Origin of the sequence: Brachybacterium sp. GCM10030268 (genome assembly GCF_042666305.1) — a bacterium.
Taxonomy (GTDB): domain Bacteria; phylum Actinomycetota; class Actinomycetes; order Actinomycetales; family Dermabacteraceae; genus Brachybacterium.
The window spans coordinates 1-16,279 of record NZ_JBHTCW010000007.1; the positions used below are offsets into that span (position 1 = coordinate 1).

Annotated in this window: 15 protein-coding genes and 1 pseudogene; 9 read left to right on the forward strand and 7 right to left on the reverse strand. The window is 70.8% G+C overall.

Annotation, left to right across the window (positions count from 1 at the left end; all coding sequences use genetic code 11):
• Positions 1 to 96: pseudogene (locus tag ACFQRD_RS10890) on the reverse strand (superoxide dismutase); the annotation flags it as partial.
• 83 nt (positions 97 to 179) lie between these two features.
• Complete coding sequence (gene soxR / locus ACFQRD_RS10895) at positions 180 to 641, reverse strand: redox-sensitive transcriptional activator SoxR (RefSeq protein WP_377018061.1); 462 nt, start codon at positions 639 to 641, stop codon at positions 180 to 182.
• A gap of 147 nt (positions 642 to 788) precedes the next feature.
• Here soxR and fdxA point away from each other — a divergent pair, with 147 nt between their 5' ends.
• The 3 genes from fdxA (at position 789) to ACFQRD_RS10910 (ending at position 2,759) form a co-directional block, all read left to right on the forward strand.
• Positions 789 to 1,118 (forward strand): ferredoxin, encoded by a 330-nt coding sequence (gene fdxA / locus ACFQRD_RS10900; RefSeq protein WP_377018060.1) that lies wholly within the window; start codon positions 789 to 791, stop codon positions 1,116 to 1,118.
• Between the two features lie 79 nt (positions 1,119 to 1,197).
• On the forward strand, positions 1,198 to 1,605 hold the full coding sequence (locus ACFQRD_RS10905; RefSeq protein ID WP_377018059.1) for a YciI family protein: 408 nt from the start codon (positions 1,198 to 1,200) through the stop codon (positions 1,603 to 1,605).
• Between the two features lie 11 nt (positions 1,606 to 1,616).
• Positions 1,617 to 2,759, forward strand: a complete 1,143-nt coding sequence (locus ACFQRD_RS10910; protein ID WP_377018134.1) for an RNA polymerase sigma factor — start codon at positions 1,617 to 1,619, stop codon at positions 2,757 to 2,759.
• Between the two features lie 7 nt (positions 2,760 to 2,766).
• On the opposite strand, the gene ACFQRD_RS10915 is transcribed toward ACFQRD_RS10910, so the two are convergent.
• From ACFQRD_RS10915 to ACFQRD_RS10935, 5 genes are all read right to left on the reverse strand, one after another.
• Positions 2,767 to 3,468: a TetR/AcrR family transcriptional regulator gene (locus ACFQRD_RS10915; protein ID WP_377018058.1), complete on the reverse strand. Its 702-nt coding sequence runs from the start codon at positions 3,466 to 3,468 to the stop codon at positions 2,767 to 2,769.
• Complete coding sequence (locus ACFQRD_RS10920; RefSeq protein WP_377018057.1) at positions 3,468 to 3,764, reverse strand: hypothetical protein; 297 nt, start codon at positions 3,762 to 3,764, stop codon at positions 3,468 to 3,470. The genes ACFQRD_RS10915 and ACFQRD_RS10920 overlap by 1 nt, the downstream gene beginning before the upstream one ends.
• A gap of 109 nt (positions 3,765 to 3,873) precedes the next feature.
• Complete coding sequence (locus ACFQRD_RS10925) at positions 3,874 to 4,605, reverse strand: GAF and ANTAR domain-containing protein (protein WP_377018056.1); 732 nt, start codon at positions 4,603 to 4,605, stop codon at positions 3,874 to 3,876.
• A 123-nt stretch (positions 4,606 to 4,728) separates the two neighbouring features.
• A complete protein-coding gene (gene manA / locus ACFQRD_RS10930) occupies positions 4,729 to 5,946 on the reverse strand; it encodes a mannose-6-phosphate isomerase, class I (RefSeq protein ID WP_377018054.1) in 1,218 nt (405 codons plus the stop codon).
• Positions 5,946 to 7,709: a class I mannose-6-phosphate isomerase gene (locus ACFQRD_RS10935; RefSeq protein ID WP_377018053.1), complete on the reverse strand. Its 1,764-nt coding sequence runs from the start codon at positions 7,707 to 7,709 to the stop codon at positions 5,946 to 5,948. The genes manA and ACFQRD_RS10935 overlap by 1 nt, the downstream gene beginning before the upstream one ends.
• Positions 7,710 to 7,783: 74 nt before the next feature.
• Here ACFQRD_RS10935 and ACFQRD_RS10940 point away from each other — a divergent pair, with 74 nt between their 5' ends.
• From ACFQRD_RS10940 to ACFQRD_RS10965, 6 genes are all read left to right on the forward strand, one after another.
• Positions 7,784 to 8,686 carry an ROK family protein gene (locus ACFQRD_RS10940; RefSeq protein WP_377018052.1) on the forward strand — a complete coding sequence of 301 codons (903 nt, stop codon included), beginning with the start codon at positions 7,784 to 7,786 and terminating at the stop codon, positions 8,684 to 8,686.
• Between the two features lie 230 nt (positions 8,687 to 8,916).
• Complete coding sequence (locus ACFQRD_RS10945; RefSeq protein ID WP_377018051.1) at positions 8,917 to 10,215, forward strand: ABC transporter substrate-binding protein; 1,299 nt, start codon at positions 8,917 to 8,919, stop codon at positions 10,213 to 10,215.
• A complete protein-coding gene (locus ACFQRD_RS10950; RefSeq protein WP_377018050.1) occupies positions 10,215 to 11,114 on the forward strand; it encodes a carbohydrate ABC transporter permease in 900 nt (299 codons plus the stop codon). Before ACFQRD_RS10945 ends, ACFQRD_RS10950 begins: the two co-directional genes overlap by 1 nt.
• A gap of 16 nt (positions 11,115 to 11,130) precedes the next feature.
• Positions 11,131 to 11,937, forward strand: a complete 807-nt coding sequence (locus ACFQRD_RS10955) for a carbohydrate ABC transporter permease (protein WP_377018049.1) — start codon at positions 11,131 to 11,133, stop codon at positions 11,935 to 11,937.
• Between the two features lie 49 nt (positions 11,938 to 11,986).
• The gene (locus tag ACFQRD_RS10960; protein ID WP_377018048.1) at positions 11,987 to 15,100 is read left to right on the forward strand and encodes a glycoside hydrolase family 38 C-terminal domain-containing protein; all 3,114 of its coding nucleotides are present in this window, start codon (positions 11,987 to 11,989) and stop codon (positions 15,098 to 15,100) included.
• Positions 15,097 to 16,278 carry a glycoside hydrolase family 76 protein gene (locus ACFQRD_RS10965; RefSeq protein WP_377018047.1) on the forward strand — a complete coding sequence of 394 codons (1,182 nt, stop codon included), beginning with the start codon at positions 15,097 to 15,099 and terminating at the stop codon, positions 16,276 to 16,278. The genes ACFQRD_RS10960 and ACFQRD_RS10965 overlap by 4 nt, the downstream gene beginning before the upstream one ends.
• Position 16,279: the final 1 nt, after the last annotated feature.

The following is a 16,279-nucleotide window of genomic DNA, read 5'->3' on the forward strand; positions in this document are numbered from 1 at the left end:
GTGCTTGGAGTGGTGCAGCTCCATGATCTGCCCCGAGATGGACGGCGCGAGAGCCCCGTAGTCGTAATCGAGATCCGGAAGCGTGTATTCCGCCATGATCAGTCCTTTCGATGAGGGATGCCTCGACCTTAGAACCTCGAGCGGGCTTGAGGTCAAGGCGTCTCACGTCGGCCCGGCGCTCAGCTCTCCGGGATGTCATCGAGCCGTCGCGGGCCGGAGCCGGTCGCGGCGAGGGCGTCATCCGGATTCAGCAGCGCACAGGCCCGCAGCGAGAGGCATCCGCAGCCGATGCAGCCGGTCAGCTCGTGCTCGAGGCGCTCGAGGCCGCGCCGGCGCTCCTCGAGTTGGCTCTTCCACCGGCGGGAGGCGCGCTGCCAGTCGGCGTGCGAGGGCGTGCGCTCCATGGGGACGTCACCGAAGGCCTCGTGCACCTCGGACAGCGGCATCCCCAGACGTTTGGCGACGGTGATCAGCGAGACCCGGCGCAGCATGTGGCGCGCATAGCGACGCTGGTTCCCGGCTGTGCGCACCGAGGCGATGAGGCCGAGATCCTCGTAGTAGCGCAGGGCGGAGACGGCGACCCCGGTGCGACGGCTCATCTCGCCGATGGTCAGCAGCTCGTCGGGTTCGTGCGCGTCCACGGGCACCTCCTCGTTCCGTGTCAGCCGGGTCGTCTCGTGGTGTGTCGGATCGTGTCCCCGTGTGTCCACGCGCGTCTCCCCCGCTTGACCTCAAGTGCACTTGAGATCTTACGGTGCGGGAAGCTTCGATCGGGAAGGACGCTCAGCGTGACCTATGTGATTGCACTGCCCTGTGTGGACGTGAAGGACCGCGCCTGCGTGGACGAATGCCCCGTGGACTGCATCTATGAGGGCGACCGGATGCTCTACATCCAGCCTGACGAGTGCGTCGACTGCGGCGCCTGCGAACCCGTCTGCCCCGTGGAGGCGATCTTCTACGAGGATGACACGCCGGACCAGTGGGCCGACTACTACAAGGCCAACGTCGAGTTCTTCGACGATCTCGGCTCCCCCGGCGGCGCGGCCAAGATGGGCGTGATCCACAAGGACCACCCCCTCGTGGAGGCGCTGCCGCCGCAGGAGAACCCGCTGGAGTAGATGTCGAGAACCGGCCATCGGTTCCGTCCCCCGGGTGAACGCGGCCACAATGGGCCGCACACCCGAGAGGACATCCACCATGGCCAAGTACCTGATGCTCAAGCACTACCGCGGGGCACCGGCCGCCGTGAACGACGTGCCCATGGACCAGTGGAGCCCCGACGAGGTCGACGCCCACGTGCAGTACATGGACGCTTTCGCCGACCGGCTGCGGGAGACCGGCGAGTACGTGGGCTCCGGGGCGCTGGCTCCGGAGGGAACCTTCGTCCGATATGGCGGGGAGGGGAAGCCGCCGGTGACCGACGGGCCCTTCGCCGAGACCAAGGACCTCGTCGCCGGGGGGATGGTCATCGACGTCGACAGCTACGAGCGGGCGCTCGAGCTGGCCGGTGAGCTCTCCGCCGCCCCCGGCAAGGGCGGCGAGCCGATCCACGAATGGCTCGAGCTGCGCCCGTTCCTCGGAGAGCAGGCACCGGGCGCCGAGTGAATCCACCCGCGCTGGACGAGGTCGCGCTCCGAGAGCTCGTGCCCGCCGTCCTGATCGCCCTCCGCCGCCGCGGCGCCGATTTCCCGGCGGCGGAGGACGCCGTGCAGGAGGCCCTGCTCGAAGCGCTCACCGCCTGGCCGCAGAGCCCGCCCCGGGACCCGAAGGCCTGGCTGGTCACGGTGGCGTGGCGGAAGTTCCTCGACGCCGCCCGCTCCGAGACGTCCCGACGGCGCCGGGAGCAGGCCGACGCCGAGGCCGCACCGTCGGGCCCGGTGGCGTCGGCCGATGAGACGCTGCAGCTGTACTTCCTGTGCGCGCACCCCTCGCTGAGCCCGTCCTCGGCGATCGCGCTGACGCTGCGCGCGGTGGGAGGTCTCACCACCAGGCAGATCGCCGCGGCGTACCTCGTGCCCGAGGCGACGATGGCGCAGCGCATCTCCCGTGCCAAGCGCACGATCGCGGGCTCGCGGCTGGATCGGCCCGGTGACGTCGCCACGGTACTGCGGGTGCTGTACCTGATCTTCACCGAGGGCTATTCGGGCGACGTGGACCTCGCAGCCGAGGCGATCCGGCTGGCCCGGCAGCTGCACACCGCAGTGGATCATCCGGAGGTCGCCGGGCTGCTCGCGCTCCTGCTGCTCCATCACGCACGACGCCCGGCCCGTTTCACCGCGACCGGCGCGCTGGTCCCCCTCGCCGCGCAGGATCGCACCCTGTGGGACACCGACGTGATCGCCGAGGGCGTCGGGATCCTGCAACGGGCCCTGGCCCGTGACCGGCTCGGACCGTTCCAGGCCGAGGCCGCGATCGCCGCCCTGCATGCCGACGCTCCGAGGGCGGAGGAGACCGATTGGCTGCAGATCCTTCAGTGGTACGACGAGCTGCTGCGGTTCTCCGACACCCCGATCATCCGCCTGAACCGGGCCGTCGCCCTCGGGGAGGCCGACGGGCCCCGCGCCGGGCTCGCGGCTCTCGCCGAGCTCGACCCGGCCCTGCCCAGATACGCCGCCGTCTCCGCGCACCTGCACGAACGCTGCGGGGACGTGGCCACGGCCGCGCGGCGGTACGTCGAGGCCGCGGCAGCGGCCACCAATGTCGCCGAGCGCGACCACCTCATCAAGCAGGCGGCCCGGCTGAACTCCCCTCCGGCCTGACGCGGCCTCAGCCCGCCTGCAGGATCAGCCGCACCAGCTTGCCGAGATCGGACATCGGGGCGTCGTCCCGCAGAGCGCTCTGCATGGTGCGCACGGTGCGCTCGCGCATCGCATGGCTGAGCACCAGGGCGACCATCGTCCGGGCCGCGAAGGCCGGCTCGACCCCTTCCTGGAGGAAGCCGCGCTCGTCCAGAGCCGCCAGGCACTGCTCCAGCACGTGCTCGTGCACCCGGCGCAGGCGCGCCACCCGGAACCGACCCGGATGGTCGGAGCTGATCACGTTGGCGTCCAGCGTCGCCAGCAGCTGGATCGGCGTGCACCCGGGGTGCCAGAACCTGGCCAGTCCCCGCAGCAGCGTGTCCGGATCGGCGCCGAGCTCGTCGATCTCGTCCAGGGCCTCCTGCGCGTGGGCCTCGAGGAGATCGATGACGGCGTCCAGCAGCGCTTCCTTCGACGCGAAATGGTGCAGCATCCCCGGGTGGGAGATGCCGACCCGCGCCGCGATGTCACGCAGGCTGGCCCCGTAGTACCCGTACTCGGCGAACATCTCCGCCGCGCCCTCGAGGGTCTTCTCGCGGCGCGAGGAGCGCTTCTCGCGGGTCGGTGGCGCCGCGGGGGCCTGCACAGTCGCCGTCGGCGCTGCGGCCGTATCAGCCGGGAGTGCCACACCCTCGGGCGGGACCACGGCCGCTGAGTCGACGCCCGCCATCAGACCACGCTCAGCGCCGGGACGTCGCTGCTCGGTGAGCAGTCGGGCAAGGGCTCGGGAGGGAGCAGGAAGCGCACGGGCTCCAGGACGGAGCGCAGTTGAGCCACGCCCGTCGTCTCGATGTGACGGGCCTCGGTGAGGTCGATCGTCACCTGGAGGGGGCCGAGAGCGCACGCCCGTCGGGCCAGCGGGAGGAGGGTCTGCTGAGTGTCTTCGGTGAGGCACCCGGTGACGAGGAGCCGGATCTCGCGGGCATCCACATCAGCACGAACGGTGACCGAGATTCTGTGGGTCATGGCGGGCCTTCTTGCGCATCACGAACGGCGCGGCCCCATGCTTGACCAGCGAGACCGACTTTACCAGCGGTCCATATCAGATCGAACCCAGCTGTGGCTCAGACCATCCTCAGGCGTCGAAGTGCGTGTTCGGCTCCGCCGGGTCGAGCTTGGTCACGAGTTCCGCGGCCAGCTCGCGCAGCTTGACGTTGCGATGGCTCGAGGCGGCCTTGAGGATCGCGACCGCCTCTTGCTGCGCGCACCGGTTCTGGGCCATGACGATGCCCACCGCCAGATCGATGACGGTTCGGGATTCCATGGCGGCGTGAAGATCCTTCTCGGTCTCCCGCAGTCGCGCCATCCGCACCGCCAGCCGCAGCGCGTTCGAGGCCTGGCGGACCTCGTGCTCGAGCAGCTCGACCTTCTCGGGACCGAAGTCGTTCGGCGTCGGGGAGTAGCTGTTCACGCCCGCGAATCCTTCTTCGCCGAGCTCGAACGGGATCCCCAGCACCGAACGGACACCCTCCTTCGAGGCGATGGCGTGATACTCGGGCCACCGGTTGTCGTCCCGCGTATCGCCGACGCGGATGATGGTGTGCTCGCGGATCGCCGTCAGGCAGGGCCCGTCGGCGAAGCTGGTCTGCGTCTCATCCAGCGCCTCCGCCTGGGGGCTGGAGGCGGCTGCTGTGGCCGCCCTCTTCTCGCGCAGGAGACTGACCGCGCACCACGCGGTCCCCTCGCCGTCCGAGAGTCGCTCGGCCAGGATGGACGTGAACTCCCGCAGGAAGCTGGTGATGTCTTCGCTGTCCAGCAGCAGATCCTGGACAGAATTCGCCGGAGCATCCGCGCCGTCGTCCCGCATGAACCGCCCGTCCCGTAGTAGGTCAGCCGACAGTCCGCCGACCGGTGACGACCGTGGCCGACCTCGCCACTCTACGCGCCGATATGTGGGCATGGGTGGGGCCCATGTCGACCAGCTGGTCGGTCACCTCCCGGTGGTCGCCAGCGCGATCCGGCCGGTCCCGGACACGTGCAGAGAGCACTCATCGGGAGTGATGAACAGGGCCTGGCCGCGGGTCGGGGCGGCGCTCTCGTGCCGGCCGCGCAGCTGCGGGGCGCCGTCCAGGACGAGGGCGATCCCTGGGCCGTTCAGCTCGGCGGAGACCTCGCCGTCGGCCGGTGCGCTCAGCACGCTGAGCTGGAAGTCGCGTTCGTCGGGACGGTAGATCGCCACGCCCTCGGCTGGCTGGTCCGCCGTGTGGACGGGTCCCGGGGTCTCCGCGAAGCGCGTGATGCGCTGGAGCTCGTCGACGTCGAGATGTTTTCCCGTCAGGCCCGCGCGCACGACGTTGTCGGAGGCGGCCATGACCTCGACGGCGAGGCCCCGCAGATAGGCGTGGACGTTGCCCGGCGGCAGGTAGACGGCCTGGTCCCGCTCGAGGGTGACGCGGTTCAGCAGCAGGGCGACCAGCAGCCCGGGATCACCGGGCCGGGCGGCGGCGATCTCGGCCAGGGTGGTGATCTCGGCGGCGAACTCCCCGTCCACGGCCGGCTCGGCGACCGCGGCCGTGACAGCGTCCAGCAGCGGCGCAGCGGCGGTGTCGTCGAGGAACTGCGCCATGACCTGCCGCAGGGCGGGCTCCGTCGGCCCTTCGAGCTGCGCGGCCAGCTGGGTCAGGATGCGCTGGGCATCCGGCCGGTGGGCGGCTCGCTCGCTCAGCTCGGTGAGCAGCCGCCGAGTGCGCTCGAGAGGCCGGAACCCCGCCAGCGCGTCGAAAGGATCCTCGAGGGCGAGCGCGATCTCGGGTTTGTGCCGGGGATCCTTGTAGGTGCGCACCGGGCTGTCGACGGGAACGCCCCGGGCGTTCTCCGCCTCGAACCCCTCCCGGGCCTGCTCAGCATCGGGGTGAACCTGAATGGACAGCGGCTCGCCGGCGGCCAGCAGCTTCATGAGGAACGGCAGCTCGTCACCGTCGCGGTCAGCACCCAGCGTGCGCTCCGGCTCGGCCGCGATCCAGGCATCGAGGTGCTCGTGACCGCCGGTACGGGAGGGGTCGAGGATGCGGCTGGGGCACAGCGGGTGCGCACCCAGCCACAGCTCTGCCTCCGGGTACCCGCTGGGAGCGCGTCCGAGGAACTCCGGGATGAGCGTGCGTGATCCCCAGGCATAGGGCCTGGGCTCGTTCGTGATCTCGACGAACATCAGCGCCGACGCATCTCGGTGCCGCGCACGGACGCCTTGACCGTCGCGTGCTCGCCCTCGCCGAGCGGACGGATCCGGTACCGGCCCACCTCGGCGGGGACGATGAAGGTCTCCGCGTAGTGCACGGTGAAGGGGTCGAAGGCCCCGTCGGGACTCTCGATGACCGCTTCGGTGCCCTGGACGAGGTTCAGCACGTTCACGGTGCCCTCGGTGTCGTGCTCGACGGGCGCGGTGAACCAGTGCCGGCGCACCTCGATGAACTCGAGTTCGTGCAGCCCGGTGCGCTCCTCGCGCCAGCCCTCCCCCTCGGCCACGGGCTCGACGGGGTTGACCAGCTGCTCGCGGGTCCACTCCGTGTCGCGGTCCCATTGGACGTTGGCCATGGCGTGGTCGAGGTGGATCGGGCGCGGGATGCCGTCCAGGCCCACCCGGCCCCAGTCCCACATCTTGAAGGTGAAGATGTACGGCGTCGCGGAGATCTCCAGCACCATCGATCCGGCGCCGGAGGCGTGCACGGTCCCGGCCGGGATCGCGAAGTGGTCGTGCGCCTGCGTCGGGAAGGTGTTGACGTACTCCTCCGCCTCGAAGGGCGCCTCCCCTGTCTCCGCGCGGCGCAGCGCGGCCTCCATCTCCCGGGGGTCGATGCCGGGCTTGAGCCCGAGGTAGACCTTCGCGTCCTCGTCGGCGTCGAGCATGTAGTAGCTCTCGTCCTGGGTGTAGGTCATGCCGAAGGTCTGCTTGATGTATTCCGTCAGCGGGTGGACCTGCAGCGACAGGTTCCCGCCGCCGATGGTGTCCAGGAAGTCGAAGCGGATCGGGAACTCCGCGCCGAAACGGGCGAAGGTCTGTGGGCCGAGCAGCTCGCGCGGGTGGCTGATCACCACGTCAAGAGCGGGGATCTCGAGCACCTCGGAGCCGACGGACAGCAGCAGGCTGTTCTCCTCCGGGACGCAGTCGAAGCACCAGGCGTAGTTGGCGGCCTCAGGATCCAGACCGCAGACCTCCTTCATCCACTGACCGCCCCAGACGCCGGGATCGAAGAACGGCACCACCCGGAAGGGGCGCCGCGCGGCAGTCTCCAGGCCCACACGGAGGGCATCACCGGTGGTGAGCTTGACCTCATCGACGGAGGCATTGGCATCCAGCAGGAAATCCAGGTGATCGAACAGGCTCAGCTTGTGGCGGTCGGCCGTGCGCCATTCGACGAAGTAGCCGCGCTTGAACTTCCGCAGTGCGTCGTCCTCGCCGTTGCCCGCGCGCCAGTTGCCCCCGCCCCGGCGGAAGCGCTGCTGGATCTCCCAGCGCGCCAGATCGGCCAGCACCAGAGTTGCCGGCTCCAGCGGGACCAGCGCCGCGCCCCACCCGATCAGCACGTGCTGGCGGGGATCACCGACGACGCGATCGGCCAGCGCCTGCAGGCGAGCGGCGTCGTAGAACTCCTCGAGCCGGTGATGGGACATGATCCCGAAGACCCGGTCGTCGGTGAGGTCGCCCTCGATCTGGGCGGCGATGGTCTCGGGCGGCAGCGCCGCCTCCTCCTCCACGTCGATCACGACGGCCTCCGGCATCGCCTCATCGGCCGCGGCGATCAGGGCCGGAAGGTCGCTGCCGGGATAGGCGTCGATGACGATGGTGCCCCCGTGGGCATGCTCCGCCAGTGCGGTCCAGGCCGCGGATCCCCGCCACGCCTCGTGGTCACCGGGGACCTCGATCACGGGCTGCTTGTCATAGTTGCGCGCCGCGGCGCTGGCTGGGATCCGCATCGTGCTCCTGCTCATCTGCTTGGTATCGTTACCACAGCATGCCACACGCGCCGCGAACACGGAAGGATGGGCCGATGCCCCTCGACCCACAGACAGCGAGCACCGTCACCGCGGTGGACATCGGCGGGACGCACGTCTCCTCCGCCCTCGTCGCGCGGGGGCAGGAGGTCCGTCAGGAACGGCGCGACCCGCTGGACGCCGACGCTGCGGCCGAGGTCATCCTGGACCGCATCGCCGACTGCGCCCGCGAGCACAGCCGCCGCAGCGAGCGGGTCGCGCTCGCCATCCCGGGCCCCTTCGACTACGCGCGGGGCCACGGCGACTTCAAGGGCGTCGCGAAGTTCGCCCAGCTCAGCGGGGTGGACATGCGCGGCGGGCTCGCGGCGCGCTGGGACCGCGATCCCGCATCGGTGCGCTTCGTCAACGACGCCGAGGCCTTCGGTCTGGGTGAATGGGCGGCCGGCGCCGGCGCGCGCGTGGACCGATGTGTGGCCATCACGCTGGGGACGGGGATCGGCAGCGCCTTCGTCGACCGCGGACGCTGCCTCAGTTCGGGTCCCGAGGTCCCGCCCGACGGGAACCTGCACCTCGCCGAGGTCGACGGTTCCCCGGTGGAGGACCTCGTCTCCCGCCGCGCCCTGCGCCAGGCCTATCGCGAGCGCACCGGCCGACTCGCCGACGTCGCGGAGATCGCCGCGTGCGCCCGCACCGGCGACCGTGATGCCATCGCGACCCTCGAGACCGGGATGGACGCCCTTGGCCGCGCCCTGGCTCCCTGGCTGCAGCGTTTCGGGGCGGAGCGCCTGGTCATCGGCGGTTCCATGGCCGCCTCCGAGGATCTGCTGCTCCCGACGCTGCGCCGGAGGCTCGCCGCCTCCCTGGGGGGCGAGGAGCAGGTCCCGCACGTGGCGCGCGGCGTGCTGCCCACCGAGCAGGCGAGCATGATCGGCGCGGTCCTGGGCACGTCGGAGGCCTGATACCCGACGCATGCGGGTATCGCTACCACCGCGGCAACCCCGCTGGACGGGGCGCCTTCGACACCAAGGGGCCATCGTCCCGAGTTTGTCGGCGTCTACCTGCGGCATCGGCGCCAACCCCAGACAAGCCCCTTGCGCGCCGTCGCTGTTAACGTTACCTTCGTGCCGTCACTCCGGCGCGGTAGTCCTCTCCGTGCTGCCGATGTGCCCTGAGAGAGATAGGAGCCCCGGTGTCAGCGACGACTCGGATCACCACGCCGGTCAGCAGACGCACCGCACTGTCCGCCGCAGGAGCGGCCGGTGCCGTCGCCCTGCTGCCGGGATGCGCCCGCGGCACGCTCACCCGGGCCGCCCCCGGGCCCGACGTGACGCTCAGCAACGACAATCCCACCTGGGCGCCCGGCCTCACCGACGCCGGGGACCTGCTGCGCGAGCAGACCGGCCACGGCATCGCCGTGCGCGCCACTCCCGACGTGAGCAGCTACCAGCAGATCGTGCGGACCTCGGCCCGCACCGATTCGACCACCGGCCTGGTGAAGTGGTGGAACGGCTACCGGCTGCGCGACGTGGCCCGCAGCGGCATCTTCGCGGACCTCACGCAGATCTGGGACGAGGCGGAGGCCCAGCAGTGGGTCGACCCCGCGATGAGGGAGAGCTTCAGCGTCGACGGCACGCCCTACGCGGTCCCGCTGCACCAGTCCTACTACGCGATGTTCTACTCGCGGCCGGCGTTCGACAAGCTCGGCCTGCAGCCCCCGCAGACCTGGGACGACCTCCTCGGCGTGGCCGACGAGCTCAAGGCCGACGGCATCACCCCCATCGCCAGCGGCGGCACCAGCACCTGGGAGGCGATCATCTGGTTCCAGCAGCTGGTCAACGGCCTGGACCCGGACTTCTACACGGACCTCACCGAGGGCCGGGCCTCCTACCTCGACGACGTCGCCGTCGAGGCGATGGAGACCTGGGCCGAGCTGTACGACCGCGGCATCTTCTCCCCGCCGGACTTCTCGGTTCCCGAGGTCCCCGGCCGCTTCGAGGAGGCGACGGTGGGGATGAACCTCTACGGCACCTGGAACGCCAACACCTACGTCCAGGCCGGCCTCGGCGACGTCTTCGGACTGTTCATGGTCCCGCCCGTGGACCCGTCGGCCGCGCCGACCATCGTCACCGAGAGCGGGGCGCTGGCCGTCGCCGAGAACGCGCACAAGCGCGAGGAGGCGCTGGCGGTGCTCGGCTCCTGGCTGCGCACCGATGTCCAGCAGGTCTGGGTCGACTTCCTCAACGATCTCTCGGCGAACCTCGAGGCGCTGCCGCCCGTGCCCGCGGTCCAGGAGCTGGCCGCGACGGTCGCCGAGACCGCACCGCAGTTCGCCACCCGCTACTGGGAGGCGTCCCCGCCGGTGATGGTCGAGGGCAATGTGCAGGAGCTGGGCGCCTTCATGGCCTCGCCCAGTTCGCAGAACGCCACGGCGACGCTGGTGAAGATGCAGAAGCGCGCCGAGGACGAATGGAAGAAGTGGAACCTGTGATGACGACGTCGACCTCCGCCCGACCTGCCGCCCCCACCCGCACCCGGACCACCCGCGGTGTGCTCGCCCTGTTCCTCACCCCGGCCGTCGCCCTGGTGGCCGTCGTGCTGTTCACGCCCTTCGTGGTCACCGTCTACCGCAGCTTCTTCAGCGACAACGGCCTGCAGCGCAGCTGGGTGGGGCTGGAGAACTACGTGACGCTGGTGGGCGATCCGAACTTCGGCCGCTCCCTGGTCAACACGGGCATGTGGACCGTCGGCAGCCTGCTGCTGCCGGTGCTGCTGGGGCTGCTGATCGCGGTGGGCACCAACAACCTCGGCTGGGGGCGCATCGCCCGCTTCGCCGTCGTGCTGCCCTACGCCCTCTCCGGGGCGACCACCGCGATCCTGTGGAACTTCATGCTCGCCACCGACGGCGCGATCAACGACATGCTCGGCATGCTCGGGCTGACCGCCCTGCAGCAGGAATGGCTGCTGCAGTGGCCGATGAACACCATCGTCATGATCCTCGCCTCCACCTGGCAGGCGACCGGGGCGGCGATGATCCTGTTCCTGGTGGGTCTGCAGTCCATCCCGCCGGAGACCATCGAGGCCGGCCGGCTGGACGGGGCCACGGGCCCCCGCATGCTGGTCAGCATCATCCTCCCCCAGCTGAATCCCATCACCATCGTGGTGGTCGGGATGTCGCTGGTGGCCAGCCTCAAGACGTTCGACATCGTCTGGCTGCTGACCAAGGGCGGCCCCGGCACGGCCTCGGAGACCCTGGCGCTGACGATGTACCGCCAGACGTTCACGCTGAGCCGCTACGGCTACGGGGCCGCGGTCGCCGTGGTCCTGACGATCATCGTGCTCGCCGCCTCCTGGATCTACCTGCGCCGCCAGCTGCGGACGACCGCCTGAGGAAAGGACCCTCGAGATGATCCGACGTCTGCATGGCGCCCTGCTGATCCTGGTGGCGGTGATCTGGCTGATCCCCTCCTACCTGGTCGTGGTCAACGCCTTCACCGCCGCCGACGCCTACTCCGGGCCGAGCTGGTGGTTCGTGTCCTTCGACTTCCTGGCCAACCTGCGCGTGGCCTTCGAGACCGCCGCGATCGGGCAGGCGATGGTCAACAGCTTCCTGTACTCCGCGGGGGCCGGCGTCCTCTCGGTGCTCATCGCCGCGCTGGCCTCGTTCGCCGTGGTGGTGATGCCCGTGCGGCACCCCGCCATCTGGTTCTGGGCGATCTACGCCGGGACCCTGCTGCCGCTGCAGGTGTTCCTCTCGCCGCTGTTCAACGGGTACGCGGCCACGTCCCTGTACGACACCCAGTACGGGATGCTGCTGATCTACACGACCCTGGCGATCCCCTTCGCCTTCTTCGTGGTGCGCAACTACATGACCACCGCCCCGAAGGAGATGATGGAGGCCGCCCAGCTGGACGGGGCGAGCTGGATCGTGATGTTCCTGCGCATCCACCTACCCCTGGCCCGCGGCGCCCTGATCGCCGCGTTCCTGTTCCAGTTCCTGGCCACCTGGAACGACCTGCTGTTCGGGATCACCCTCTCGACCAGCCCCAACGTGCGACCGTTGATGGCGGCCCTGGCGGAGCTGAACGGTCAGTACGCCGGCCTCGGCCCGCCGGTCATCCTGGCGGCGGGCATCATCGCCTCGCTGCCGACGGTGATCCTGTTCCTGTCCTTCCAGCGGTTCTTCGTCGGCGCCCTGCGCCTGGCGCCCTGAGCACCGCTGGCCCCCGACCCACCGCACCTGACGACGATTGGTCCCCTCGATGACAACCGCACTGGTCAAAGACGAACCCTGGTCCCTCGACCGAGCCCGCGCCGGGCTCGTCGACCGCGCCGTGGCCGCCGAGGCCGTCCTCGGCGGCCGCCGCCTCCGCGCTCTCCCCGAGCCCCTGCTGCGTCGCGTCGACGGGCGCATGCACCAGTCCATCCGCCTGCTGGTCGACGGCGAGGTCGACCCCGGACACATCCGCCAGGTCCGCCTGCGCGGGGCCGACGGGTCGTCGGCCCCCGTGCAGACCCTGCCCGGGCCGGCCGGCAGCGTCCGCGCGCTGGTCCCGGCCACCGAGGAGACCCGGCAGATCACCCTGGACCTGCCGGACCTGGGCGCCGACGATGCCGTGACCCTCGAGCAGGCCCCGGTGCGCGAATGGTCCATCCACCTGGTCCAGCACTCGCACTACGACATCGGGTACACCGATACGCAGGGCATCGTGATGCGCGAGCAGCTGAACTTCTTCGACTCCTGCGTGGAGTTCGCCCGCGCCTCCCGCGACCTGCCCGCCGAGGCGCAGTTCCGGTGGACCGTGGAGGCGCTCGAACCGTTCGTGGCCTGGATCGAGTCCCGGCCCCGCGCGCACGTCGAGGCGTTCATGGATCTGGTCCGGGCCGGGCAGATCGAGCTGACGGCTCTGCCCTACAACCTGCACATGGACACCTGCTCCACCGATGAGCTGCACGAGCTGCTGCGCATCCAGCGCGACCTGCGCCGCGAGCACGGCGTGGAGATCCACTCCGCCATGCAGACCGACGTGCCCGGCCAGCCCGTCGGCCTGCCCGCGGCGCTGGCCCAGCAGGACATCTCCTACCTCTCGGTGGCGCACAACTGGGCCGGCCGCTCGGTGCCCCAGCTGATCGGCGGCCAGCATCTGCCGCGCCTGTTCCGGTGGGCCTCCCCCTCCGGCGAGAGCGTGCTGGTGTGGATGACCGACTCCCCGCACGGCCTGGCCTACATGGACGGCGCGAACGTGGGCCTGTCCAGCGACTACGACAGCGTCGAGGAGTACCTCCCGGCCTACCTCACCTCGCTGGCGACCAACGGCTACCCCTACGCCCCGGGCGCCTTCGGCTGGCACGGCCCGGCGGTGGAGGACCGCGAGCCGTACCCGCACGACATCCTGCACATGCGGGTCCTGGGCCGGCACAGCGACAACGCCCCGCCCACGCTCCTGCAGTCGCGCATCGTGGAGCAGTGGAACCGGACCTGGGACTTCCCGCGGCTGCAGATGTCCACCCACACCGACTTCTTCCGCGCCGCCGAGGAGCGCGTGGGAGAGCAGATTCCCGCTCTCACCGGCGACTGGGGCGACTGGTGGGTCGAGGGCATCGGCAGCGGCGCGCGCCCGCAGGCCATGGCCCGCCGCGCCCAGGCGCTGCTGACCGACGCCCAGCTGGTCAGCGCCGTCGGCAGCGAGCTCGGCGGCGAGTCGATCCCCTCCGAGCCCGAGCGTGCGCGCCGGCTGCACGAGGAGATCTCGCTGTTCAACGAGCACACCTGGGGCGCCTCGGATCCCTGGACCACCGCCGACACCGGGCGGAATGCCGGCGAGGAGCAGTGGCACTGGAAGTTCGCCCGGGCCCTGGAGGCCCGCGACGATGCCGAGCTGCTGCTGGACACGGCGGCCGCGCACGCCGGCGTCGGCCTCCGGGAGGACCCGGAGGCGATCGCCACGTTCGCCGCCATCAACCCCACCTCTCTGACGCAGAGCGGCACCGCCTCGCTGTTCATCAGCGAGGCCCGCTCCCCGCTGGGTCAGCCGCTGGTGGTGCGCGATTCCCGCACCGGCGAGGCGCTCCCCCACGAGGCCGTGCCGCAGACCAACCCCGACAACCGCGCCGCCGGGCACTTCCTGCGGGTGCGGGTGCCGGACGTGCCGGCCACGGGCGCCGTGCGCCTCACCGTCGAACCCGGCCCGACCGAGCAGCCCGAGGAGCCGGCCCCGTCGGAGGCCGGCACGGTCCTGGAGAACGAGCACCTCCGCGTCGAGGTCGACCTCGCACGCAGCTGCATCGCCTCGATCCTCGACAAGGCCACCGGCCGCGAGCTCGTCGCCCAGGACGCCGTGGTGGGCATGAACGCCTACCTCTACGACACGTACACCTCGGCGCCCGGCTACAACCACCAGGCAAACAAGACCTCCTCCTCCGAGGAGCTCGAGCTGCTGGGCAGCCGCAGCCTCGCCAAGCCCGCGGTGCTGCTGGAGCACACCAGCACCCCCGTCGAGCAGCGCCTGACCTACGAGTTCCCGGCCGACGGGGTGGACTGGGCGCGGGTGACCCTGCGCCTGCCCCGCGACTCAGCGCACGTGGAGATCGAGAACCGGCTGGCCAAACCCACCACGATGACGAAGGAGAGCGCCTTCTTCGCCTTCCCCTTCGCCCTCGAGGCGCCGCGCACGCGCTACGAGATCACCGGCGGGGTGACCGGCCCGGACCTGCCCGAGGTGCCCGGCGCGCCCCAGCACATGAAGGCGATCCGTGACGGGGCGACCTTCGAGGACGATTCCCTGGCGGTCGCCTGGTCCACGGCCGACGCGCCGCTGATCCACCCCGAGGTGGTCGCCCTGCCCTACGCCCCGTTCCCCGAGAGCATGTCGCCCCGCCAGCCGGGAACCGTGTACTCGTGGATCCACAACAACGTGTGGGACACCAACTTCCCCGTCGAGCAGGCCTTCGAGACCACGTTCCGCTACGCGATCGGCGTGCGCCGCGCGGGCGAAGACGTCTCCACGCCCGCCCTGGCGCACCGGACGGCCTCCCAGCTGACCCATCCCCTGCTCGGGGTGCTCGCCACCGGCGGGCAGGCCGGCGCAGCCGCTGCCCCGGCCGAGTGGTCGCTGCTGGAGCTGGACGACGACCGGGTGCGCCTGGTCGGCGTGACACCGGGCGAGACGACGGGCACCCGCCTGGTGCGTCTGCAGTCCTACGCCGAGGAGCCCGTCACCGTGCTCCTCCGCCCGACCGGCACGGTCTCCGCCGCGCACCGTGCCACCTACCTGGGTGATCCGCTCGCCGACCTCAGCGTCGGCGAGAACGGGATCGCCGTGGACCTCGCACCGTGGGAGATGACCGCGGTGCTGCTGACAAGGAGCGGTTCATGACCCGCGTGCCCCGACCCTCCCGCCGTTCCCTGACCCTCGGACTCGGGGCCACGGGCCTTGCCGCGATGCTGCCGTGGGCGGCGGCGCCCGCCTCGGCCGCTCCCGCCCGCGGCCGCTGGCGCCGGCGCGCCGCGGACACCTACGCCGCCATGCAGCGCCACACGTATCTGCCCGAGCAGCGACTCCACCTCGAGGAGAAGGGCGAGGCCGGCGACCCGTACGCCTTCGTGTGGACCGCGAGGGAGACCGCCGCAGCCACCGTCGACCTCGACCGGCTCCCGCCGGCCGGCACACGCTACGGCACCGATCTCGAGGCACGCTTCGACGCCCTCGAGCACTACTGGGACGACGAGAGCGGGTCGTACGCCTCCTATCCGGTGCCGCCGCTCGGTGCGGGCGGTGACTCCTACTTCGACGACAACGCGGTGATCGGCCTCGAACAGATCCGCCGCTACCGGATCACGCAGGATCCCGACGCCCTCGCCGCCGCCGAGCGCATCTTCGAGTTCCTCCCCCGCGCCTGGGACCCTGCCGGCGGCATGCACTGGGTCGACGCCGACTGGAACCCCCATCGCGGAGCCACCAACGTCACCTCCCTGACCTCGGAGCTGGCCGCGCACCTGTACGAGCTGACCGGGCACGAGCACTACCTCGAGTGGGCCCACCGCACGTGGAGCTGGGTGCACGAGACCATGCGCCGCGAGCCCGGCCTCGACGCCAACAGCATCGACACCGACGGTAGCGTCAACGAGACGCTGTGGACCTACAACTCCGGCGCGATGATCGGGGCGGCGGTGCTGCTGCACCGCGCCACCGGGGAAGCCTCCTACCTCGAGGCCGCCCGGGAGGACCTGCGCGGGGCGCTGGACCACTGGGGCGCGCAGGAGACCCTGTACGCCCAGCCGGTCATCTTCAACGCGATCCTGTTCGCCAACCTGCTGCTGTCGACCACCGTCGTGCCGGAGACCCTGAGCGAGATCGAGGGCGTCATGGAGCCCTACGCCCAGCGGCTCTGGGACGAGAACCGGGACGCCGAGAGCGGCCTGTTCTCCTTCCAGGCCGGAGGCGGCGGCGCGCCGGATCCGTCGGCCACCGCGCAGACCCTGCACCAGGCCGGGGCGATCCAGGTGTTCGCTCTGCTCGGCTGGAGGCCGAAGGACTACCCGCTGGCGACCTGAG